Source organism: Flavobacterium sp. CSZ (assembly GCF_015350725.1).
GTDB lineage: Bacteria > Bacteroidota > Bacteroidia > Flavobacteriales > Flavobacteriaceae > Flavobacterium.
The window spans coordinates 16092-39769 of the sequence record NZ_JADKPQ010000015.1 but is presented as its reverse complement, the minus strand read 5'-3'; the positions used below and the strand labels follow the sequence as shown (position 1 = coordinate 39769).

Below are 23678 nucleotides of genomic sequence, written 5' to 3'. Positions count from 1 at the left end.
ATAATTTCAACAGTTATGAAAAAAAAATTGGAAGCCGATTTAATCAGCATTGCACATCGAATTTTAAAGCTTAAAAACAAATCCGATATCAATCAATTGTATCTTGAAACGCAGAAATTATATGAGAAATTAGCGGTTTTAAAGTTTGTAGACGAAAATTTCGATACTTTGAAGCCAACAATTGGTCACAGCGAAATTACTTCTGAAATTGAATCTATTTTTGATAAAGAAGAAACAATTCCTGCAGAAGTTAAAATCGAGAAACCAATTGCAGTCGAAGAAACTTCAACTGAAACTATAGCTGAATCGGAAGTTACAGAAGAAATCAAAGCAGAAGAAGCTGCCGAAGAAATCATTACAGAAGAAATTGCTGTAGAAGAAGTTGTTTCAGAAGAAGCTGCCGTAGAAGAAATTGTTGCAGAAATCCCTGAAGAAATAATTCCGGAAACTATTGCAGAGCCAATTGCTGAAGTTATCGAAGAACCTGTTGCTGAAAAAATTGAAGAACCGATTGCTGAAACTAAAACTGAAACAGTTGAGGAACTTTCTTTTACAACCGTTAGCGATTTAAAACCAATACCGGATTTTGTACCTCTTTTTGAATTAGAAAAACCAGAGGAAAAAGAACCTGAAAAAGAAGAACCGAAATCAGAGATTTCAAAACCAAGTCCTATTACCATCTCGTTTGAGGATTTTGGCGTTAATTATGCCGATGCCCAGTTTGTAAAAGTAGATAGTTTTGAAAACGTTGCTTCTACTCCTACTCCGGTGATCAATGAATTTAAAGAGAAAAAAGAAATCATCGAAACTGTTGTTATAGAAAAACCAGCAGAACCAAAAGCCGTTACTTTAAACGAAAAGCTGGCAAAAGGTTTCCATATTGATCTAAATGACCGAATTGCTTTCACCAAAAACCTTTTCGGAAACAGTTCTGAAGATTATAGCCGTGTTCTTAATCAGTTATTGACTTTTGATTCTTACGGTGAAGCGCAGGAGTTTATAGAAAACATGGTAAAACCAGATTACAACAACTGGGACGGAAAAGACGATTATGCAGAACGTTTCCTGGGAATTGTAGAGAAGAAATTCTCATAAAAAGTAAAACACAAATTACACGAATTAGCACGAATTTTTTCTTTGCTAAATTTTTAAAGACACCTGAAATTTGTGTCAATTAGTGCAATTCGTGTTCTAATTAAATTATAGAATAGCGAAAAATTATGTCTAAATTATATATCGTTCCAACGCCTATTGGCAATCTTGAAGACATGACTTTTCGTGCTATCAGGATTCTGAAAGAAGTCGATTTGATCCTGGCGGAAGACACCAGAACGAGTGGAAAATTGTTGAAGCATTTTGAAATTGGCACGCACATGCACAGCCATCATATGCACAACGAGCATAAAACTACCGAGAATTTGATTGCACGTTTGAAAGCCGGCGAAACTATTGCCTTGATTTCGGATGCAGGAACTCCGGCAATTTCAGATCCGGGTTTTTTATTGACACGCGCTTGTGTCGAAAATAAAATCGAAGTCGAATGTTTGCCTGGTGCAACTGCTTTTGTTCCTGCATTGGTCAACAGCGGACTACCAAATGACAAGTTTATTTTTGAAGGTTTCCTGCCTGATAAAAAAGGACGTCAGACTCGTTTTTTGGCTTTAGCCGAAGAAACAAGAACGATGATTTTATACGTTTCGCCACATAAACTCGTTAAGACTTTGGCTGAGTTTATCCAATATTTTGGCGAAGACAGACAAGTTTGCGTTTCACGAGAATTATCAAAACTACACGAAGAAAACGTACGCGGAACCGCGAGAGAAGTTTTAACTCATTTTGAAAAAACAGCGCCACGCGGTGAAATTGTCGTAGTCGTTGCCGGAAAAACAATAACAAAAGAACCGAAGAAAAGTAAATTTTCTAAGGATGAAGAAGAAACAGAAAAAGAATAATTTTCGCCACGAATTTCACTAATTTCCCGAATTAGAGATCGAACTTAAATTAAAATTCGTGTTCAATTAGTGAAATTCGTGGCAAAAAACTAATATCCAACAACATGAGCATACAAGCCTTTTTAGAAAAAGTAAAACAAACTCCAAACGAAATAACATTCCCGGAAACTATTGCAGTAATCGAGGAAAATTACAATTTTACTCCAACTGCTTTCCAAAACGGGACGCAGCATAATGCAGCCGGAGAAAATTCTGGTTCTTGTAAATTGTTTTCTTTTGCGAAATTGCAAAACTTGACAAAAGAAGAAACGTTAGCCTGTTTTGGCGCTTTTTATTTCGAAGAAGTTTTAGGAGACCCAAACGGAACGAATCACCAAAACATTAGAAATTTCATCAATCTAGGCTGGGACGGAATTAAATTTGAAGGAAATGCTTTGGAACTGAAATAAAGTTATAAATGAAGGAAACATTAAAAGAAATCCCAACTAGACTATTTCTGCTTATAATTGGCATTCTTTTACCTGTATTATTTCTTCCTATAATTTTAGTTTATTTAGCCTTTGATTTTTTTCAAAGAAAACGGTTCAAAAAAAGATATCATAATTATTTATTATCCATTGAAGGAAAGAAATTCTTTTGCTACACCAATCGAAAAAATAACCATCACTATATTGAAAAAAATATAATACCAAATCTTTCAGGTGATATTGAACCTGTTTTTTTGGAAGGTAAAATTTTAAGATCTAAATACATTCAAGAATACATTTCTCATCTGGCAGCTTCCGTTTCTGACCGAAAAGGCTATCCGTATTTAATTAAAATCAGCAACGGAAAAGCAATAGACAAATCGATGAATAATGAGTTTTATAATTTCAAAAGTCAAAATAAAAACCCTGAGGATTTATTAATTTTAATAAATAGCAGTTTCGATAATCTAAAATCAACACTATAAAATCTACAATAAAAAAATGCGTTGGACATTAAAAACAAAACCTTCTGAAGATAAAGTCAAACATTTGGCGCAAGCCCTGAATGTAGAAGATTTTGTAGCAACCCTTTTGATTCAGCGTGGCATTGAAACTTTCGAAGATGCCAAAAATTTCTTTCGCCCTTCGTTAGAACATCTCCATGATCCGTTCTTGATGAAAGACATGGACAAAGCGGTTGCCCGAATAGAATTGGCCATCGAAAATCAGGAAAACATCTTGGTTTTTGGCGATTATGATGTCGACGGAACAACGGCCGTTTCTTTGGTTTCGGCTTATTTAAAATCGCATTATCCTAATATTGCCACTTATATTCCGGATCGTTATGCCGAGGGTTACGGAATTTCTTTTAAAGGAATTGACTTTGCCGATGATAACGGCTTTTCGCTAATCATTGCTTTAGACTGCGGCATAAAATCAATCGATCATATCGCCTACGCGAAAGAAAAAAACATCGATTTTATTATTTGTGATCACCACAGACCCGGAGAATTTCTTCCGGATGCGGTTGCGATTCTGGATCCAAAAAGAGAAGATTGCTTCTATCCTTATGATGAATTGTGCGGTTGCGGAGTCGGCTTTAAATTGATTCAGGCTTTAGGAACAAACAGAAACGAAACAATAGAAAATTTAGTTCCGTATCTGGATTTAGTTGCCACAGCAATTGCGGCCGATATTGTACCGATTACAGGTGAAAACAGAGTTTTGGCTTATTTTGGATTGCAGGTTATCAACTCAGATCCGAGACCGGGAATTAAAGCTCTGGTACATCAGGTCAAAAAGAAAACATTGGATATTACTGATGTTGTTTTTATTGTTTCACCAAGAATAAATGCTGCCGGAAGAATCAAACACGGAAATCATGCGGTTGAATTATTGACGGAATTTAATTTCGAACAAGCACAACAATTCGCATCCGAAATAGAACAATACAACTCTGACCGAAAAGATCTGGACAAACAAATTACCAAAGAAGCTTTTCAGCAAATTATACAAAATCAGGAAGAAGACCGATATTCGACCGTAGTATTTCAGGAAGACTGGCACAAAGGCGTGATCGGGATTGTAGCTTCGAGGCTAATCGAAACCTATTATCGTCCCACTTTGGTTTTCACAAAAAGCGGCGATAAATATGCCGCTTCTGCAAGATCTGTAAAAGGATTTGATGTGTATAATGCCCTTGATGCCTGTTCACAACATTTAGAACAATTTGGAGGCCATATGTACGCTGCAGGAATGACCCTCAAAGCCGAAAACTATAAAACATTTAAAGACGCTTTCGAAAAACAAGTCGAGGAAACCATTTTACCCGAAATGCGAACTCCGGAAATCGAAGTCGATGCCGAAATTAATTTTAGTGACATTACTCCAAAACTTGTTCGGATTTTAAAACAATTTGAACCTTTTGGCCCTTTGAATATGACGCCTGTTTTTATGACCAAAGACGCAAAAGACACGGGTTATGCCAAAACTTTGGGTTCAGAAGACGAACATTTGAGACTTTTTATAAAACAGAACAATTCAGACGGAATTGCCGCCATAGGTTTTGGACTGGGAAAAAAAATAAACATCGTAAAAAATCAAAATCCTTTTCAATTAGCGTATTCATTGGCTGAAAACGAATGGAACGGCAGCGTTTCTACCCAACTTATGCTTAAAGACATTAGAACAAATGACAACTAAAACAAACAAGCGAGATCCTTATGAGGCATTGCGTTACAGAGAATTTAATGTATTTCTAATATTACGTTTTGCCATGGTTTTTGCCTGGGCTATGCAATTTATCGTGATCGAATGGGAAGTTTACAGTTTAACTAAAAATCCTCTTTCATTAGGAATTATTGGTTTAATGGAAGTTATTCCCGCTGTTGGTATGGCATTATTTGCCGGACATATTGTGGATCAAAAGGAAAAGAAAGGATTATTGGTAAAATGTATTCTGGGATTTTCTGTAATTAGTTTTGGATTGTTTTTATTGACCTGGCCAAAAGTTGTTGGCGACTTATCTCCAACAGTTATTTTATATTCGATTTATACATTAGTTTTTTTAGGCGGATTGGTTAGAGCTTTTCTTGGGCCAACTATCTTCTCTCTTCTATCGTTGATTATTCCTAAAAAAGCATATCCAAATGCGGCTACATGGAGTAGTTCGGTTTGGCAAATCGGAGCTGTTATGGGGCCGGCGCTGGCTGGATTTTCAATTAACTGGATTGGAGTTCACTGGTCAATGTGTCTGGTTTTTGGATTCTCAATTCTTTCTTTAATTGCCTTATCACAAATCAGTAAAAAACCCATCACAAATCCAAAGATTGGAGAATCGATAAAAGATAGTCTTGCAGAAGGCTTAAATTTCGTGTTTAAAAACCAAATTGTTTTAGGTGCATTATCGCTTGATATGATTGCAGTACTTTTTGGTGGTGCTGTTGCGTTATTGCCTGTTTTTGCTCAGGATATTTTAAAAGTTGGTGCTGAAGGTTTTGGTATTTTAAGAGCTGCTCCTGCAGTAGGAGCTTTTATTACCATGCTAGTTTCTGCTTATGTGCCTTTATATAAAAATGCAGGAAAGAAACTTTTAATAGCCATATTTGTTTTCGGATTATCGATAATTTTATTTGGTCTTTCTACGTCATTCTGGCTTTCGGTTTTTGCTTTATTTTTAAGTGGACTTGCTGACGGAATTTCTGTAGTAATTCGTCAAACGATTTTACAGCTTAAAACTCCCGATCATATGCGCGGACGAGTTGGTGCTGTAAACTCAATTTTTGTTGGATCTTCTAATGAATTAGGTGCTTTTGAAAGTGGTGCAACGGCTAAATTAATGGGAACTGTAACTTCTGTTGTTTTTGGAGGAAGTGTTACACTTTTGACTGTTATTGTAACGGCATTAAAATCGCCAACCTTTACAAAATTAGATCTTAATAAGGATATGGAAGATCATCAAAACATGGAATAGCAAATGAAGAAAATATTTTTATTATCGTTGCTTTCCATATCATTCTTCGTTAGCAGCCAAACACTTTACATCAAAACCTACGGAAACAAAAATGACAAACCTATTATTTTTGTTCACGGCGGTCCAAGTGGCAATGCTACACTTTTTGAAGGTAGTAATACTGCTGAACAACTTTCGAAGAAAGGCTTTTTTGTCATTGCTTACGATCGAAGAGGCGAAGGAAGATCTACAGACCCTAATGCTACATTTACTTATGCAGAAGCTTTCGAGGATTTAAATTCTATTTATAAAACGTACCATCTCAAAAAAGCCACACTTCTTTCTCACAGTTTTGGCGGACTGGTTGCGACTTTATATGCTGAGAAATATCCTCAGAATATCAATGCCCTGATTCTTGCGGGAGCTTTATTTTCGCAGCAGGAAACGTATAATCATATTCTGGATTCGGTTAAAAAAATATATACCAAAAAGAATGATTTGGCCAAACTCGACAAAGTGGCTCTTGTAGAAAATCTTAATAAAAATTCGGCTGAATATCGAAAAGGATGTTTTGAATTGGCGGGTGAAAATAATTTCTTTAAAATGCCACATCCAACTGAAGAATCTAAAAAATTATACGCTGATTATGATGCAAGTGATTTTTTTAAAACCAACAATAGAAATAAAAATGCTCCCCTACTTTTCTATCAAAACGAAAAGAAAAACAATATAGACACCAGATCATCTATAAAAAAAATAAAAGCCGAAGGCATTCCTATTTATGCGATTTACGGCAAACAAGATGGTGTGTTTTCAACAGAACAAATTAATTCTATCAGGAATTTAGCCGGTAAAAATCATTTTGCTTTATTGGAGAATTGCTCACATTATCTCTTTGTAGACCAACAAAAAGAGTTTCTTTCAAATGTTAAAAATTGGATAAAGTAAGTTTGGTTTTTAATGGATTTTCATTTCTTTATAAGAAATTTTCTAAATGAAATTCACGAAACTTTTACCTTTATTTCTGATTGCTTTTAACTCATTCTCACAGGAAAAAACCATTTCCGGCGAAATAAAAGATTCCCAAACCAATTCGACTTTAGAATATGTAAATATTGGCATCAACAATAAAAATGCAGGAACGGTTTCAAGTTCAAAGGGAATTTTCAATTTAAAACTTAACGATAAAGTTGGTGCTAATGACACCATTGTATTCTCGCACGTGGGTTATAATTCTAAAAAAATAATTGTAAATCAATTAAAGCAAGAAAATAATCTGATCCTTTTAGAACCTTCAGATAACATGCTGAAGGAAGTTGTTATAAAGTTCAAACAGCCTAAACCCAAACAATTTGGCAGAAGTGCCAAAGGCCTTTCACTAATGCATTCTAATTTTTACTATGCTCTTGATAAAGATGTTGATGACCGGTTAAGCCGCGAAAAAGGAATGAAATTTAAAATCAAAAAAGACTGTAAGTTGAGTGATTTTAATTTTAATATTACTACAAACGAATTCAAATCAGTCAAATTCAGATTGAATTTTTACAAAATAGAAAACGACCTGCCAACCAACCTCATTGTGAATAAGGATATTATTTTTGAAGTAAAAAATGGGTTTCTGGGTTTATACACTTTAGATTTAAAACCTTTTGATATTTATCTTGATAAGGAAATGGGAGATGTTGCCGTAACAATTCAATGGATTGAAAGTGTAAAAACCAATGAAAAAAGCAAATTCTTTGCTATTTCGACAGCCATGTCAGCTACCGAAACCAGTTTTTACAGAGAAAAGAACATGAGCAATTGGTACAAAAGCGCCCAGAGTCTGACTTTCTACCTCAACGCAATGTGCCAATAGCAGCATTTAATTTATACCCTAATTATCGGTTAACAAAAAAAAATCTTTTTTATGATTTTTTTATTTAGAATTAATATAAATAATATTTATATTTGTTAAAATAAAGGAATTTATAATGAGAGAAATAGAACAATTATACCACAACAACTTCGGTATCGCCTTTTATTGGAAAAAGGACAACGAAATTATAACTGATAAAATACAATTGGTTTTTAAGGAAACAGGATTCTATTTTACAGTACAGGAATTAAATTATTTTTGTGATTTAATCGAGGACAGCATGATTGAAAATGCTTGTTGTGAAGCTTGTGAATTAAAAAACTCATGTCACAAATTTCTACTTAAAACTCCGTGTGCAGCGATAGATTTAGCAGTTTCTGTAAAAGAATTAAAATCGATTAAAGATTTGGTCGAAGGTTCTTTATTCAGAATTGAGCTTGACGAATATGTTTATGGAGTTGGCTTAAATTAAGAAACATTCTAAATATTTTAACAGCATTTTTTCATTATTGAAATATATTTTGATTTTCTTCAAAAAAAAGTATATTTACAGCAATGAAAAAAACCAGAATACTTTTTATCCTTATAGTTTTGGCAGTTTTCTTTTCGAACTGCAATAATGAATCCGACGAATATATTGATCCGCGAGGTCCTGATTACGCGGGTTCAGAAAGCTGTATTCAATGCCATAAGACACAATACGATATGGCTTTAAAAAGTGCTCACTTTAAAGCAACTGCACCTGCCATTTCAGGAAATGTTCTGGGCGATTTCGACGAAAAAAATCACACTTTTATTTACGACAAAGACACTAAACTGGTCATGGAAAAACGCAATGACAGTTTATATCAGGTTCTATATAAAAACGGAAAGGAAGTTCAGGCACATCGCTTTGAAATAGTTTTTGGCACTAAGAATGCGCAAACATCGGTTTATTGGCGAGACAACAATACCTACGAATTACCACTTTCTTATTATAACGCTATAAATAGCTGGGCAACAAGTCCGGGATTTCCAGCTGATAAACCTTATTTTGACCGAAAGGTTGTAAAAGATTGCTATGCCTGTCATAGTTCGAACATAAGCAGCAGAAGTGTAAATCAGAACCCTGAAGAGGTAAATTTTCTATCTGCAGAAGTTGAAGATGTAATTGATAAAAAAACAATTGTTTACGGAATTGATTGTGAACGTTGCCACGGACCTGCTAAAAAACATGCTGATTTTCATCTGAAAAATCCAAACATAAAAGTAGCCAACAGCATTGTAAGCTATAAAACATTAAACAGACAACAAAAGTTAGATGCTTGTGCGCTTTGTCATTCCGGAAATGACGGAATGAAAATAAAATCCCGTTTTGATTTTAAGCCCGGAGATAATTTATCTGAATTTTACAGAAGTACCAGAAATCCTAACGACACAACATTTGATGTACATGGAAATCAATTTCGCTTAATGTCACAAAGCAAATGTTTCATCAAAAGCGAAAAAATGGATTGCATTACCTGCCATAATCCACATGAAAATGCTTCTAAAAATTTAGCCTCCTATTCTAAAATTTGCGTGAGCTGTCATCAGGATTTAAAACACAATGCAACAACGCTAAAAACAATGTCAGGAAGTTTACTGGCTAATAATTGTGTAGAATGCCATATGCCTAAGAAGATGTCTAATGCTATTAAATTTCAAATTTCGAACAGCAAAGAAATGTCGAATTATATTTTAAGAACACACAAAATCGGGATTTATTCAGGCAATAAAAAATAGTTATTACCCGAATTTTTTAAGTTCAAAAGTGTCTCCGTCAAAAACTCCATAAGTAAAATAACCAATCCAGTCGCCCAGATTTACATATTTGGCATCTTGTCCTACTTCTATTATCATAGGTAAATGACGGTGTCCGAAAATAAAATAATTATAATGTTGGGTTTCGAGTTTGCGTTTGGCGTATAAAACCAGCCATTCGTTCTCCTCGCCTAAAAATTTTACATCTTCGGCACCAGAAATCAATTTGTTTTTAACTGATAAATATTGGGCTAAACTTACGCCAACATCGGGATGTAACCAACGGAAAAGCCATTTCGAAAACGGATTTGTAAATACCTTTTTCATCCGCTTATATCCTTTATCGCCGGGACCTTTTCCGTCACCGTGACCAATCAGGAATGTTTTTCCGTTAAAAGTAAATTCCTTATTATCATGATACACCAGAATATTCAATTCAGTTTGAAAGTAATCGTTCATCCATAAATCGTGATTTCCCACGAAAAAATAAATCGGGATTCCGCTATCACGAATTTCAGCCAATTTGCCCAGAACGCGTACAAAACCCTTTGGAACAACTGTTTTATATTCGAACCAAAAATCGAATAAATCACCTAATAAAAAAATAGCTTCCGCATCCTGTTTCACCTCATCCAGCCAGGCCACAAATTTTTGTTCACGCGGCAAACTCAACTCAGGCGTTGGAGCACCAAAATGCTGATCAGAAGCGAAATATACTTTCTTCATTGAAGTTATGAGTTAGGAATTACGAGTTATGAGTTAGGTTTCTTAACTTGGAATTTGGAATTTAAAAAAATTGGAATTTCTAAACATTATCACTTGCATACCATTCTGCAAACGATGATTCTGTTTCCTGAAGTTTAAGAGAGAAAAGAGAGATTTCTTTTGGCAAACGCGCAATGATTCTATCTGCAAAATCAACCACCATGTTTTCGCTTGTTGGCTGATAATCTACTAAAATTACATGATGACCACGATTTTTCAATTCATTAGCCAATTCGATATGCGGCGTAGTTTCGTTAAAAACCGTTGCATGATCAAACTGATCGACGATTTCTTCTTTTACAATTTTCTTTAAGTCCGAAAAATCAATTACCATTCCGAATTTTACATTCGATCGATCCGTGATTGGCGAACCAATAACCGTTACCGATAATTTATAACTGTGCCCGTGAACGTTTTTGCATTTTCCATCGTAACCGTACAAAGCATGCCCGGTTTCGAAACTAAATTGCTTTGTAATTCTGATATTACTCATCGATTTGAATTTTAGGTTGCAAATTTACAAATTAATAACCGTTTTCATCTCTTTTTTTAGCTCTGTTATACATCCAATACGCAATTCCTATTAAAACGACGAAAGGAATAAACGATCCGATGATAACTCCTATCTGATAACTGCCATCAGGAGCGGTTTTTATTTTCTCTGCAACATCTACGTGCTGAAATAATGAAATGATAAACATATTGATAATTTTAAGCTAAAAAATTCCAATATTTAAATCCCAAATTCCAATAGCGAACTCAATACTATTGGAATTTGGAATTTCCTATTTGGAATTCTATTTTTTAAATTGCGTTAAAGCCTTTCTCGAAAAATCAGATAAAACCAATTTCCCGGTAATCGAGGCACGTTCGATCAATAAAGATTCCCAATGCTCCGTTCCTTCCCAAATAATTCTTTTCATTTCTTGTAAAGCTTCAGGATTGTAAGAACTCAATTTTTGAGCAAAGTCTGCAACAGCAGTATCCAGATTTTCTGCATTATGAATCTCAGAAAACAATTTATTAGTTAATGCCCACTCTGCCGATTTCCATTCATGCGCTGCCAAAGTCATTTCGGCCATTGCAGCTTTTCCTATTTTGCGTGAAACGGCAGGCTCAATCACAAACGGACCAATACCAATAGCTAATTCTGATAATTTTACAGCACTTTCAGGAGTTGCCAAGACATAATCGCAAGCCGATATAATGCCGACACCACCGCCAACAGCTTTTCCCTGAACACGGCCAATAATAAGCTTAGAACAATTGCGCATAGCATTTAGCAAATGCGCAAAACCAGAGAAAAATTCTGTTCCCTGCTCCTCATTTTCTACTTGCAGAAGTTCATCAAACGAAGCACCGGAACAAAACACCCTGGATCCCTCGCTTTGCAAGATAATAACAGAAACAGTTTCGTTAAGGCTTAAAGAATTGATTTCGGCTGTTAATCGATCCAACAATTCTCTTGGAAAAGAATTACTCGCCGGATGGCCAAATTGTACTGTTGCAACTACATTATTGGAAATAGTTTGTAAAGAACCGTTTTGATTTTCTAAACTCATAAAAATAGATTTGATCGTAAAGTTACGGTTTTGAAAAATAATTTTGCCTGAACGCGATTTGAAATTTGTTTTTTGAAAATTAATTGACTTTATTTGCTATCGCTTTGGGGGATTAGTTCTTAAAGCTCACTAAAAAGGGGGATTAGCTCATTTGGCTAGAGTACTTGCCTGGCAGGCAAGGGGTGACCGGTTCGAATCCGGTATTCTCCACAAAAAACCGTATTACTTCATTGTGATACGGTTTTTTTATATTCAAAAAAGAAAAAGTCTTAATACAAACGAATTATCAAATGGAAGAAGATAAAAACGAAGGTAAAATCTTTGTACAGATAATTGAATCTACTTTTCTCTAAATAAAATTGATAATAGTTATTGGTCTTTTTTTTACATATCAAAAAAATCATAGTTTTCAGTTAAACTCCTTACTGAGTGGAGTATTGATAATGTATTTATGTTACTCATTTATTCCCATCTTTATTCTTTTAGGAATTTTTTATTACCTAAACAAGAACTTCCCATTACTGCTTTATCCTAAACTTTTCTTTTTTAGCTTGTGGGCTACGCTTTTTATTATATCCAATTCTGGTCAAAGAAATACAACAATCAAATTCCGGATATCATGGATGGTCTTTCAGAATTTATAACTATAAAATTAATCCAGATCATTTTTATTGTTCTCATTTCAAATTTCATAATTGTCCTGAAAAATTGGTATATCGCAAAAAAAAGAAGCTTTAGAAAACTAGAATAATTTCTTTTTTTATTTCTACTACATTCTTTTCGCGACAAAACTTGTTTCAATTAGGCCTGTTTTATAAAAGATAAAATTTAACTTCTTACGTTTCATCAAATTATCTTAATTTAACCTCTGTAACAATTCTTTAAACAATTCGTCGATATTTTACAATAAGTAGCATAAAATTTAGCATAAGAGAACATTTGCTTTATTTACAAAAGACACAACCAAAAACATAAACCAAAACAAACCGAATGAAAAATAAATTTTTACTCTCACTTTTATTTTTAACGACATTAGCATTTGCACAAAAAGCAACTTTTAAAATTAAATATTCTGAACAGTTAGCTGTTTTTGTTTTTCTACAAAATCTTTCTGAAAATTACCCTGAAAATGTTTTCAAAACTGAGTTCCAAAAATCCAAATACAACATAGAGAAATATAAAACGATCATTTCAAACTTTGACAAATTAAATATTTATTACAGTTATCGGTTTGACGAATATCCTTTTGGCTCTAAAAAGACTATGCAAACAGAAGATCTCGTACAAAAAAACCTTATTGAAACCAATAATCTAACAGATTTTAAAGTTCGTTCCATCGGTTTTATTCCTAGTAAAACATTGAATGAATTTGCCGAAGCCATGTTAGAATTTACGCCAATTTACAACGAACTAATCTACAACCCAAATAAAGAAAAATTCGAAAAGCAAGTCGGGGAAATAATAAAATATTCGAACGATCATACTATCGAAAATTATTTTCAAGTGGGGTTATTATTCTATAATTCAGGTTGGGACAATTCAATTCCTTTCGAAATAGCTTTTTATCCACTGCCAAATTCTCAAGGATTTACAGCTCAAGCATTTTGCAACAATTTTATAAGCGCCGTACAAACAGACTTAAAATCGCATAAAGATTTATTTAGTGTCATGCTTCACGAAACCTATCATATTATTTACGACGAACAATCGCTTGAAGTAAAAACAGAAATTGATCGCTATTTTAAAGAAAGCAAATCAAAATGCAGTAATTATGCCTATCAACTCATGAATGAAGCTTTGGCAACCGCATTAGGAAATGGCTATGTTTACGAAAAATTAGATGGACAAATTGACTCTGGAGATTGGTATAATAAAAAATATATTAACCTGATGGCAAAACAAATCTATCCATTGGTTACAGAATATATTGATCAAAAGAAACAAATGGATAAAAATTTCATTGACCACTACATCAATCTTTATGAAACCAACTTCCCAAACTGGATAAATGAACTTGATAATATAATGAGTTATCGTTATGTTCTTACTGAAAATATCGAAGACATAAACGCCATAAGAAAATTGTACCGTTATCGTTCCAGAACCGAAGGAGAATATGAAATTACAGAAAATAGTATTGAAAAAATGAAAAAAACATCGCTCACAAAAGTGGTTATTATTTCAAAAAATAGTACCGAAAAGATAAAATTGTTAAAACGTGAATTTCCAGAATTAAAAAACTGGAAAGTTAACGCCAACAAGGAATTTACAAACATGATTTTATTAAATGATAAAAGTCAATTGATTGTACTCAACCAAAAAACATCGACAATTGAAACGCTTTTTAAATCCATAAAATAAAGATTAATAAGCCCAACCGTTAAACAAAATTCTAAAATAAAGAAATCAAGAACCAGCTATCAATTGGTTATTGAAACATTTTAGAAAATCAATACTTTTTTGTTCCCTTATCTCTTTACTATTTTTGTAAATTGTCGTAAACTATTACAATCAAAACCTTTACAGTCTCTTTTATAGATTTCATCTTCATTTATTTGTTTAAAATAAATAAGACATGAAAAAACTAATTTTATTATTTGCTTTAATCTTTATTACTTCTTGTTCTAAAGATGACACAATTCATGAAGAAGACCAGTTCAACGATATTACTTACATATATTTCGATCCTCCAACTTGGTTATTGGGAACATGGACTAACATTCAGGGTGACAAAATAACATTCACATCAAATAATGTAATTTTTAACGAATACGGAAATCCTATTTATTCTGCCAACGAAGAGATCGCTTATTACGAAGAGCATTTTGGAAATCCAAATATTCAGGAAACTGCCTACGCTAATTACTACAGTTTAAAATACAATTACAATATCGATTACCGAATGAAATTTACTATTATTCAAATATCTCAAAGACAAATCGATGTTTCAGGTTTCTTTACGGGAACATTTACAAAACTTTAATTATTTCAATAATTAAAACTTAAAAACCCTTGCAGGACACATTCTACAAGGTTTTTTAGATTTTATTGAGATCACTATTTGTTACTTTTCATTTGCCGCATCATCAAAATTTGGTTCATCTTCTTCAGGTTTCTTAAAATCATTATTCAACAAGTCTGTTAGTTTCTTTTTCTCTTTCTGGTTCTTTTTTGTAGTAAACACAATTAAAACAATTACAACTGCAACTACAATTCCTATTATTACCCAATTGATTTCCATGACTTTTTTTTTTATTAAAGTTAAGATTTTAAACTTATAAAATATTACCAAAAGGTTAAGCCGTAGCGTTATAAAAATCAGGAGCGAAAATTTTGTTTTCAAAACACCAATTGTCCCGCTGTACACTATATCTTTTTATCCTTAAAAAAGCGAATAAAAAGGATGCCGTTTCCATCGGGGCTCAGATTAGAAGTTTTGTTTTTTGTCAGAAATCTTTTTTATATTTAAATTTTATAAAAGGATCTTTGTTTTGAGCCTTTTCAAATTTCCAATCAAACAATAAAATACCAAACATGCTCCAAATAAACAAAATGCTTAAAAATCTAAAAAAACCTTTATCAATTGGACTAATATTCTTCATAAGTACCTTTTTAGAGATTTACTGGGCTGTTGGCGAATTTTCCGGACGAATGTCAAGTGGCAATCCCGATGCTTCATTTTTTGATGACGCTTATCTGATGTCGCTATTTACAACGATCTTCCTGACAATTTTATTTCTTTTTCTTTCCCTTATTAAAAACATATATTTTAAAGTCACAATTCAATTCATATTCTTAATTTCAGTTTGGTTTTTCTGGAATTATACCGTTTTTGTCGATCGCGAATCTTCTTGGAGTACTTATCGTTTCAACGAAGAACTTCATTACACCCTTTCGGTTTCAATTTTGCCTATTATGGTTTTATCAATTCCCACAATATTTGGTTTAAATTATATCTTAAAAAGTCATGAACCAAAATAAAAAATCTACGATAGCTTTAAGAGTTTATCTCATTCTTACTTTGCTTCTGGCAACAGATTGCCTGTTGTATTATTATAAACTCATTAGCTTACGAGGCTACTACAGCGATGTGGTTCTGTATTGGCTGTGGTTTTTGACCAACTTTGTGGTGATTGTGATATTTTGGAAAAAAATTATGGCAAAATTACTTTTGGGCGGAATTATATTAGCCATCATACTCAGTATTTTACCGCTAATGATGCCTTTTTACGCATGGATCCTTTCGACCACATCATTAGGATTAAGGATAGATAAAAATCTAAATGAAAATTACAGGGCACAAATTGTAAGTTATAGTGCAATGGCGCCCCCATGGCTTGAAGTAATAGAAAAACATGGTCTTTTTGAAAAAAGAATATTAAAAAGCACCGATTATCAACTTATGAACGATGATCTAAATATAAAAATCAGAACAGCAAAAGATATCATCTTTAATCACGAAACCGACAGCACACTTACCCTTACCTTATTTTATGGAGGACCAAACAAAACCATTACCTTCAATAAAAATACAGGCGAAGTCTCATCAATAAAAAACAATTGAATTGAACAAAAACAAAACAATATGACACTATTACTCCGTTGGTTATTACTGCCCATACTAGCACTAATTGCATTACTATTCTGGAAAGGCAGTCCACTGCTTATAAAATCGTCATTATTAATTATTCCGTTGGTTCTCATTGTTAGCTGGTTTGCGCATGAAGGAGCCTTTAGCGGAAGCGGCGGATTAGCAAAAATGTATGGTCTATTGACCTTAATAGCCTTTTTATTATGCTATGAAATTGGGTTATTATTACATCGTTTTTATCTCGCAAAAAAAAGCATCGATACCATACAAGACGATGTATTGCTAATTATCGGACTGGTTCTCTTAATACTCTCATTCGTATTTTTTCTAATTGTAATTTCAAAATAGAAGATTTGCACTTTTTCTATCCTATAAAATCAACTTTAAACCCAATCACATTTTATGAATCTTAAAATACCTGCAATTCTAAGTGCTTCATTTCTTTTCCTCTTGTCCTGCAACGATAAGAAAGAAACTAAAAACAACACGCCACAATCAGACCAAACCGCAGCAGCCCAAAATGATACTGTAGAAACTGAACAAGCACCAAGAAAAGAAAGCATCAATTTATTTACCCTTACTTACAGAGACAGCACCGATGTAGCTTTTGTTTCCCTTTCAGATATTTATCCTCTCGACGATACCGCTTCAGACACTTTTGCCTTGCCCAATATTGAAAAAATGGAAAAAAAGGCCGCAAAGTATTTCACCCTAGATAAAAAATACAGAAATCGTTTTTTATCTAAAACCAATATTTCCGAAACCGATTCTTTGTTTGTCTATGATTATGCCAAAAACAAATTGGCTTCATTTGCCATAAAAAATCTTAAAGCCGCTGCATGGCTAAACGGTTATTCATCCGAAGAGGACTGGCCTTATCCCAAATATTATTATATGATTGGGTTTGAAATCAGTAAACAAAATTTAAAAGGTTTTAGCGATTATTATTCTGATGTGATCGTTTATGCAGGCAAAGAAAATCCGTTTGCAAACGAACCATTAAAACCAATTGTCTGGAAAAAAATCCCTGGTAAAGAATATCCATCTAAACCTATGAAAAAAGAAGATCGTGAGATCTTAAAAAGCACCGTTGCTGGCAATACGTATTTATATAAGACAGATACTTATCAATATTTTTTACAAGACTACCTCGATAGTGATAAAATAATTTATGCCAGACGCCTTTTAGTAACCGATTCAAAAACCAAAGAAATCATAATCGAGAAGCTCTACAGCCAAAGCGAAGGCACCTCTCCCGCTCCACTCAACGGCGAAAACGGAGACGACTCATATGATCAATATACAGGTAAACTCTTTAAAAACAAAGCACCAGTTGTATTTGGCTTTCAATATGAATCTTTCGGATGTCCTGCCATTTCGCTTATCGACAAATCAAACGAAGACATTTATATTCAATGCGATAACCGTCATTAAATTGATAATTTAAAAAATCAGGAGCAGAAGATACGTTTTAAAAAAGACCAATTGTCCCGCTCTCGGATATATCTTTTTATCCGCAAAAAAGCGGATAAAAAGGATACCGCCTCCATCGGGGCTCTAGATTAGGAGTTTTAGTTTTTATCAGAACTTTTCTTTAGTTTTATTACCCAATAATTTTATTTAAAAACATTTCTATGAAAATTTCTTTCTGGCTTTATTGTTCAAACCCAGAAGTCTCATTTGATTTTTATCAAAAAGTTTTTAATCTCAACAACAAAAACTTTACCAACAAAGCAAAAACTTTCTTTGTACCAATCGATGATCATTCCGAATTAAAAATAAGTACTTTGCAAAAACCTGCCAACGAAGGAAATATCGAAATAAACGAAGCAGATATAAATGACATTTATAATCGCCTTATAAAAAACCAGCTACCGCAAAGCGATGAATCAGACGTCGAAAAATTACCGCACGGTACATTTTCAGGCCCTTGGGATTATCCTGGCGGAAAAGCGCTCTTTCTAAAAGATCCCGACAATCATTTTATTGTTTTTATGGAGTGGTGATTTAATAATCCCGATAGAGGAGATTTGTAACCCGATCGAGTAAAGCAAATTGAAAATTCTAGTAAATTTATCAATATAAAAAAATCAGAATGAAATTTTTCAAAAAGAAGAAAATAAAAGAAGAAGAAGAAGAAGAAAATAATTTTAATGATTTTCCGCCAATTGGAGGACTTATGGTCTCAAAAATGGTTGTCGATAAAAACATTAAACCTGGATTTTTATATCGTGAAAAAAGGACACGACCCGAAGATAGCGGCTGGAGGATTTTAACAGGATTTGAATCCCCCGAATACAATGATGATCCTGAAAACATTGGCATTTACAATCCTTCAACCATTCTAAAAATAGATCCTTCACTTAAGGATATTTTATTAAAAGGAGTTGGTTCTGTTTACGAAAGAGAAAAAGATGATTCTGAATGGTACAAAGTTACTGATTTTGAGCTGGAAGATGATTATATGACCACTCATAGACTTACTGAAGATTGGACAATTGAGATTAATAATCTCTTTGAAAGAACAATTGAAGAAGACGGGACCTTATATTATACTACAGAAGACAAATCTATTAGATTAATCATATGGAATTCAGAGAAAAACAAAGAAGATCTTTATGAAGAACAGAAACAAAATCTTGAAAATCGAGATCAGACAAAATCTAAAACATTAGACAAATTTGAGTTTTCTGATAATAAAGTTTCAAGAATAGGTTATCTAATAGAAGAAAATAATGAACGAAAAACATATTTTGTCCTTTTTGGCTTCTCTATAATTGACAAAGAAGTAATTCAAGCAGTATTCTACTTTGATGATAAAACAGATTTTGACTGGGCATTAAATACTTGGAAAAACATTAAGCTGAAAGAATGATACTATGTAATACCGAAAAATCCGATAGCGCTAATTTTCAATCTGTACCCGCAAAGAGAATAACTAACGAGCCAAAACCGTAGGCTTTTTAGACTTAACATAAATTAAATCCGGTTCATTATCCCAGGAAATTACCAGACTGTCTTTTGTTCCTTTTTTAATAATTCCTATATATAATCCATCAGGAGAATAAACAAAAATGGTGTCATTGTTATAACTACAATCAGAAACTTCGCCATTACTATCATTTATAAAATAATCAGAATTGATTTCTATTTTATTAAAATCACCCTTCTGGCGAGATTCCCACTTGCCATAACAATCGGAATTTTTTAAAGGTTCTCTTTTCTTTCCAAAAGTCAAACTAAACACTTCTCCTCTGGAGAACTCGTTTAATTCTTTGTTCTCAATTTTACTAAAAAATGCTTTTTTATCATAGATTTTTAGTGCTTTCGAATTACTATCTAAAATTGAAATTTTAAAATCTTCAGGAAAACCTATTAATGTATCGGCAACATTCAAAGGCAATGTCAAATATCGTTCAGCTCCTTTATTCAACACAATCGAGCGTCTCACACTATGCTTTTGTCTTAACAGCCATTCATCATTTACTTCCTTTACAATACTTATAGAATCAGATGGTTTAAAAACTAATCTATGCTCTTTTTCATCCTGACTAATAAATCTTTTGTAATTATCTATAAGAATTTTAATCTGTTGATTTTTATACGTCGCAATTTCATTTTCAGAAAATTTAAAATTTATTAAAACCGTTATCTTTTGATCAGATCGATTGTTCAAATACAGATGTGAAAAACCATCGTCAAAGGTTTCCGGCTCCTGTGGCTTAGAAGTTGCTACAAAAGAGAAACAAGAAAGAAGAAAAATCAATTTTAGAAAAACGGGCTGAACTTTATATAGGACAGATTCTTGCTTTAATAACCAAAACGAAACCAGAATACTTACCAGGGCAATATTATCTGAAAAATCTACAACGCGATATAAACCAAAAAAGTCAATAAAAGCTTCTGAAAAAGGGCTTTTCCAAAAAACAAAAAATAAAGCAACAGCAATATGAATTTCTTTGATTCTTTTTGGAAAAAGCACACTCCAAAAAAACGGAAAAGCAAGAAGTCCCGCAAAATCAGATAATTTTCCCGTGAGATAATTATGAAAGACGGTTTTTAATATGAAGTCATTTAAAAGAAGAATCAATAACGAAACAAGAAAACCAGGATGCGCTAATCTATTTATTTTTTTTATCATATTTGATTTGACATTATTGATTAACTCCAAGTAACTTATATCCCTTATTCGAAAAGATTTAAGATCAAAAAACCTTTGCGTCTTAGTGCCTTGGTGGCAAATACTAATTCAACAAATACCCAAATCGTATCGATCCATAAAAATAACCTGAATTGGTATTTGTTTCCGGATCTCTTAATTCTCGTCCTCTATAAATAAATGAATACGACATATTGAAGTTATTGTGACGGTATTTTAAACCAAACTCTGCATTAAAACGCAGTGGTTCGAGCTCAAAAGTTAAAGGGCTTGTAGTACTAAACATGCTTCCTTCGATCGTAGCGTCATAAAACTGATAGTTGACACTAGGCATCGCGTAAAAGTAAAATTCTCTGATATTGTATTGCGGCTGCAAACTTACCGAAGCATCATGCAAATTCGAATCGTAAATTGGGAGTAGCTTTTTGAAACCAATTCGGGTTAAAAATCCTGTAGAAACTCCTGTAAAAATAGTTCCCAGATTAGCTTCTGACTGAAAATGAAGATCTATAAAATCATTGTGTTTTGATGGAAACATTTTTTTCGAATACATCACATGCACCTGAACGGCAAAAGCATTATGCAACTGATTTTCCCAGCCAAAAACTTCTTTATATCCAATAATATGATGAAAACTTTCCTGAGTTTCTTTCCCTAAAGCATTCGGCCCCATAAAACCCAACTGGAAATCGGTTTTCAAGACTGATTCGCTTTGGTAAAAAAAGCTTCGGCCCGCTTCGGCAAAAAGATATCCTGTAAACGGACGATCATTTATGGTAACCGCTTCGGCGTTGATAAATCTCGGATTATAGATATATTGCCCAATACGAAATTCGGTAATTTTCTTGTTGATTTTAGTGTTTTCATTTTTCGATAAAAAGCGATAAAAAAGCTCTAAACCATTGGTATAATACATATCATTTTTAGACGACGTATATAAATCGTTGTCGGTAATAAAACCAATCTCTGTTGTTTTTGCCTGACCAAAAGCCAAAGCCGATGTCAATACTAAGAGCGCAATAAATGATTTTTTATTTCGCATGATAATTTATTTTTCCAACGGCGCGCATTTCACGAACAATTCTCTCTTTCCTTCTGTTAATATAACTAGAAGATCCTGTTGCCTTAAACTTTCTTGGGTTGGGCAATATGGCAGCAATTCCCGCTGCCTGAATTGGCGTTAAGCTAGATGCATCCCGACGATACCAATGTTCTGTAGCAGCATAAGCTCCGTACACTCCATCGCCCATTTCGATGCTATTCAGATATACTTCCATAATACGTTCTTTACCCCAAATTACTTCGATTAAAACTGTGAAATAGGCTTCTAATCCTTTACGGAAATAACTTTTTCCCTGCCATAAAAAGACATTCTTAGCAGTTTGTTGCGAGATGGTACTTCCACCACGGATTCGGCGTCCGCGTTCGTTGCTTTTATAGGCTTTTTGAAGCGCTTTAAAATCGAAACCATTATGCTTCAAGAAAGTTCCGTCTTCGCTTGCAATCACAGCTTTTTGCAAATTCATTGAGATTTTCTCAATTGGTTCCCAATCGTGATCAAAATAAACTTCTTTACCATCTAATTTATTTTCGATGGCACGAATGAGCATCAAAGGTGTAAATGGTACCGGAATATATTTAAAGAATATGACTGATGCGATCGAGATCCCGAAGAACCATAGACATAATTTAATAAAAAACCATTTTACTTTTTCACCAAAAGAGCGATTGCCTTTTTTTGATGCTGTTTTAGGTTTTGGTTTCGGTTTGTTTGCGGTTGTTGTTTTTGGTATCGGTTTTTTGGTTACTCCCATTATATTAAATCTGCTAATTCTGTTCCTATTAAACTTCCAATTGCTACTCCCATTCCGCCTAAACGCACTCCACAAAACACGTTTTCAGACAATTGGGTAACAACAGGATTTTTACTGTTTCCCATTCCCATGATCCCACTCCAACGATGGGCAATTTGGCAATCCTGATTTGGTAAAATTACATTTTTAAGTAAATCTTCCAATTTATTTTGCACAATTTTCGTCTGCCCAAATTCGGTTGTATTTTCAGCATCAAAATCTAAGTTTCGGCCTCCACCAAGTAAAATCCTGTCGCCTATATTTCTGAAATAATAATAACCGCGATCCAGGTGAAAAGTGCCTTTTATATCTAAATTCTGAATAGGTTCTGTAATTAAAACCTGCGCTCTTGCCGGTTGCACAGCACCTTTTGTTATTGCGTTGGCAAAACCGTTTGTTGCAAAAAGTATTTTTTGAGATTTAAAACTAAAATCATTCAACACAATCTCGACCTGATTTCCTAAATCGGCGTATGCCGTTACGGTTTGTTGGTTCAGTATTAAAATATTTTCAGAAACGGCTTGTCTCATCAATTCCTGCATCATATTTCCGGTATCGATCTGCGCTTCAAACGGATTAAAAATTAAATATTCCTGAATATTATCAAACCCAAATCGATCCACTTCTTTAGAAAAAACATCGGCTTTAAAAAGTGATTTTAAAATTTCATTGATAAAAGGCAATCTCGAAATGCATTGACTAAATCCGATTTCGTCTTCTTTCAGGAATAATTCATATCCGCCGTGAGGTTTAAAATCAATTGCAACATCTCCTAACCTTTTTCGAAGCAATTGCAAACCTTTCCAACGTTTCTCTATCAAATTTATTACCTCTTCTTCTGAATGTGTTTTGAGATCTTCCAAAATTTCAGAAAGACTTCCGAAACAGGCAAAACCAGCATTTTTGGTACTCGCGCCTTGAGGCATCATTCCTTTTTCTAACACCAGAATTTTCGCCGCAGAGAATCTTTCGCGCAAGCGTAATGCAGCATGTAATCCTACAATACCGCTGCCTACAATAGTATAATCAACATTTGTGAACCAATTTTTAAGTTCCCAATAACTTAATTCCATTTTGCCTTAAATTAAATTCCAATCTTTTAAATTCCAAATTCCAATTTAAGAAATAAATTTAAAACTTTATTTTCAATCGCCACGAATTCACGAATTTTCATTTTCAAAGATTATCAAAAAAAATCATGAATCCGTGGAGGAAAAATTTTTGGATTTTTAATTTTT

27 protein-coding genes and 1 tRNA gene are annotated in these 23678 nt (G+C 33.5%); 19 read left to right on the top strand and 9 right to left on the bottom strand.

Annotation, left to right across the window (positions count from 1 at the left end):
* The first annotated feature begins 15 nt into the window (after window positions 1–15).
* From IRZ78_RS17180 to IRZ78_RS17135, 10 genes are all read left to right on the top strand, one after another.
* The gene (locus tag IRZ78_RS17180; RefSeq protein ID WP_194617711.1) at window positions 16–1095 is read left to right on the top strand and encodes a hypothetical protein; all 1080 of its coding nucleotides are present in this window, start codon (window positions 16–18) and stop codon (window positions 1093–1095) included.
* Window positions 1096–1220: 125 nt separating this feature from the next.
* On the top strand, window positions 1221–1952 hold the full coding sequence (gene rsmI, locus IRZ78_RS17175; RefSeq protein ID WP_194617710.1) for a 16S rRNA (cytidine(1402)-2'-O)-methyltransferase: 732 nt from the start codon (window positions 1221–1223) through the stop codon (window positions 1950–1952).
* A 104-nt stretch (window positions 1953–2056) separates the two neighbouring features.
* The gene (locus IRZ78_RS17170) at window positions 2057–2401 is read left to right on the top strand and encodes a HopJ type III effector protein (RefSeq protein WP_194617709.1); all 345 of its coding nucleotides are present in this window, start codon (window positions 2057–2059) and stop codon (window positions 2399–2401) included.
* Window positions 2402–2409: 8 nt separating this feature from the next.
* The gene (locus IRZ78_RS17165) at window positions 2410–2904 is read left to right on the top strand and encodes a hypothetical protein (RefSeq protein ID WP_194617708.1); all 495 of its coding nucleotides are present in this window, start codon (window positions 2410–2412) and stop codon (window positions 2902–2904) included.
* A gap of 16 nt (window positions 2905–2920) precedes the next feature.
* Window positions 2921–4621, top strand: a complete 1701-nt coding sequence (gene recJ, locus IRZ78_RS17160) for a single-stranded-DNA-specific exonuclease RecJ (RefSeq protein ID WP_194617707.1) — start codon at window positions 2921–2923, stop codon at window positions 4619–4621.
* Entirely contained in the window at window positions 4611–5891 is a 1281-nt protein-coding gene (locus IRZ78_RS17155; protein ID WP_194617706.1) for an MFS transporter, read from the top strand. Before recJ ends, IRZ78_RS17155 begins: the two co-directional genes overlap by 11 nt.
* Window positions 5892–5894: 3 nt before the next feature.
* The gene (locus IRZ78_RS17150) at window positions 5895–6818 is read left to right on the top strand and encodes an alpha/beta hydrolase (protein WP_194617705.1); all 924 of its coding nucleotides are present in this window, start codon (window positions 5895–5897) and stop codon (window positions 6816–6818) included.
* Window positions 6819–6864: 46 nt separating this feature from the next.
* On the top strand, window positions 6865–7728 hold the full coding sequence (locus IRZ78_RS17145; RefSeq protein WP_194617704.1) for a carboxypeptidase-like regulatory domain-containing protein: 864 nt from the start codon (window positions 6865–6867) through the stop codon (window positions 7726–7728).
* 115 nt (window positions 7729–7843) lie between these two features.
* Complete coding sequence (locus IRZ78_RS17140) at window positions 7844–8200, top strand: hypothetical protein (protein WP_194617703.1); 357 nt, start codon at window positions 7844–7846, stop codon at window positions 8198–8200.
* An 83-nt stretch (window positions 8201–8283) separates the two neighbouring features.
* On the top strand, window positions 8284–9492 hold the full coding sequence (locus IRZ78_RS17135; protein ID WP_194617702.1) for a cytochrome c3 family protein: 1209 nt from the start codon (window positions 8284–8286) through the stop codon (window positions 9490–9492).
* Between the two features lie 3 nt (window positions 9493–9495).
* On the opposite strand, the gene IRZ78_RS17130 is transcribed toward IRZ78_RS17135, so the two are convergent.
* From IRZ78_RS17130 to IRZ78_RS17115, 4 genes are all read right to left on the bottom strand, one after another.
* On the bottom strand, window positions 9496–10236 hold the full coding sequence (locus IRZ78_RS17130) for a UDP-2,3-diacylglucosamine diphosphatase (protein ID WP_194617701.1): 741 nt from the start codon (window positions 10234–10236) through the stop codon (window positions 9496–9498).
* A 79-nt stretch (window positions 10237–10315) separates the two neighbouring features.
* A complete protein-coding gene (locus IRZ78_RS17125) occupies window positions 10316–10768 on the bottom strand; it encodes a 6-carboxytetrahydropterin synthase (RefSeq protein ID WP_194617700.1) in 453 nt (150 codons plus the stop codon).
* A 31-nt stretch (window positions 10769–10799) separates the two neighbouring features.
* Entirely contained in the window at window positions 10800–10976 is a 177-nt protein-coding gene (locus tag IRZ78_RS17120; protein WP_194617699.1) for a hypothetical protein, read from the bottom strand.
* Between the two features lie 96 nt (window positions 10977–11072).
* A complete protein-coding gene (locus IRZ78_RS17115; protein WP_194617698.1) occupies window positions 11073–11837 on the bottom strand; it encodes an enoyl-CoA hydratase/isomerase family protein in 765 nt (254 codons plus the stop codon).
* A 136-nt stretch (window positions 11838–11973) separates the two neighbouring features.
* Here IRZ78_RS17115 and IRZ78_RS17110 point away from each other — a divergent pair.
* The 3 genes from IRZ78_RS17110 to IRZ78_RS17100 all read left to right on the top strand — a co-directional run bounded on the left by IRZ78_RS17110 (window position 11974) and on the right by IRZ78_RS17100 (window position 14820).
* Window positions 11974–12047, top strand: a tRNA-Ala gene (locus tag IRZ78_RS17110).
* Between the two features lie 780 nt (window positions 12048–12827).
* Window positions 12828–14198 carry a hypothetical protein gene (locus IRZ78_RS17105; protein ID WP_194617697.1) on the top strand — a complete coding sequence of 457 codons (1371 nt, stop codon included), beginning with the start codon at window positions 12828–12830 and terminating at the stop codon, window positions 14196–14198.
* Between the two features lie 214 nt (window positions 14199–14412).
* On the top strand, window positions 14413–14820 hold the full coding sequence (locus IRZ78_RS17100) for a hypothetical protein (protein ID WP_194617696.1): 408 nt from the start codon (window positions 14413–14415) through the stop codon (window positions 14818–14820).
* 81 nt (window positions 14821–14901) lie between these two features.
* Here the strand turns inward: IRZ78_RS17100 and IRZ78_RS17095 are convergent, their stop codons facing one another.
* Window positions 14902–15078: a hypothetical protein gene (locus IRZ78_RS17095; protein ID WP_194617695.1), complete on the bottom strand. Its 177-nt coding sequence runs from the start codon at window positions 15076–15078 to the stop codon at window positions 14902–14904.
* 311 nt (window positions 15079–15389) lie between these two features.
* Here IRZ78_RS17095 and IRZ78_RS17090 point away from each other — a divergent pair, with 311 nt between their 5' ends.
* From IRZ78_RS17090 to IRZ78_RS17065, 6 genes are all read left to right on the top strand, one after another.
* The gene (locus tag IRZ78_RS17090) at window positions 15390–15818 is read left to right on the top strand and encodes a hypothetical protein (RefSeq protein WP_228520515.1); all 429 of its coding nucleotides are present in this window, start codon (window positions 15390–15392) and stop codon (window positions 15816–15818) included.
* A complete protein-coding gene (locus tag IRZ78_RS17085) occupies window positions 15805–16401 on the top strand; it encodes a hypothetical protein (protein WP_194617693.1) in 597 nt (198 codons plus the stop codon). The genes IRZ78_RS17090 and IRZ78_RS17085 overlap by 14 nt, the downstream gene beginning before the upstream one ends.
* Before the next feature lie 21 nt (window positions 16402–16422).
* A complete protein-coding gene (locus tag IRZ78_RS17080; RefSeq protein WP_194617692.1) occupies window positions 16423–16776 on the top strand; it encodes a hypothetical protein in 354 nt (117 codons plus the stop codon).
* Between the two features lie 54 nt (window positions 16777–16830).
* Window positions 16831–17862 carry an oxidoreductase gene (locus tag IRZ78_RS17075; RefSeq protein WP_194617691.1) on the top strand — a complete coding sequence of 344 codons (1032 nt, stop codon included), beginning with the start codon at window positions 16831–16833 and terminating at the stop codon, window positions 17860–17862.
* A gap of 200 nt (window positions 17863–18062) precedes the next feature.
* Window positions 18063–18434, top strand: a complete 372-nt coding sequence (locus IRZ78_RS17070; protein WP_194617690.1) for a hypothetical protein — start codon at window positions 18063–18065, stop codon at window positions 18432–18434.
* Window positions 18435–18523: 89 nt separating this feature from the next.
* Complete coding sequence (locus tag IRZ78_RS17065; RefSeq protein ID WP_194617689.1) at window positions 18524–19303, top strand: DUF2185 domain-containing protein; 780 nt, start codon at window positions 18524–18526, stop codon at window positions 19301–19303.
* Between the two features lie 63 nt (window positions 19304–19366).
* On the opposite strand, the gene IRZ78_RS17060 is transcribed toward IRZ78_RS17065, so the two are convergent.
* The 4 genes from IRZ78_RS17060 to IRZ78_RS17045 form a co-directional block, all read right to left on the bottom strand.
* On the bottom strand, window positions 19367–20569 hold the full coding sequence (locus IRZ78_RS17060) for a hypothetical protein (RefSeq protein ID WP_194617688.1): 1203 nt from the start codon (window positions 20567–20569) through the stop codon (window positions 19367–19369).
* A gap of 103 nt (window positions 20570–20672) precedes the next feature.
* Entirely contained in the window at window positions 20673–21629 is a 957-nt protein-coding gene (locus IRZ78_RS17055) for a lipid A deacylase LpxR family protein (protein ID WP_194617687.1), read from the bottom strand.
* A complete protein-coding gene (gene mtgA, locus IRZ78_RS17050) occupies window positions 21619–22401 on the bottom strand; it encodes a monofunctional biosynthetic peptidoglycan transglycosylase (RefSeq protein WP_194617686.1) in 783 nt (260 codons plus the stop codon). Before mtgA ends, IRZ78_RS17055 begins: the two co-directional genes overlap by 11 nt.
* On the bottom strand, window positions 22401–23513 hold the full coding sequence (locus IRZ78_RS17045; protein WP_194617685.1) for an FAD-dependent oxidoreductase: 1113 nt from the start codon (window positions 23511–23513) through the stop codon (window positions 22401–22403). The genes mtgA and IRZ78_RS17045 overlap by 1 nt, the downstream gene beginning before the upstream one ends.
* Window positions 23514–23678: the final 165 nt, after the last annotated feature.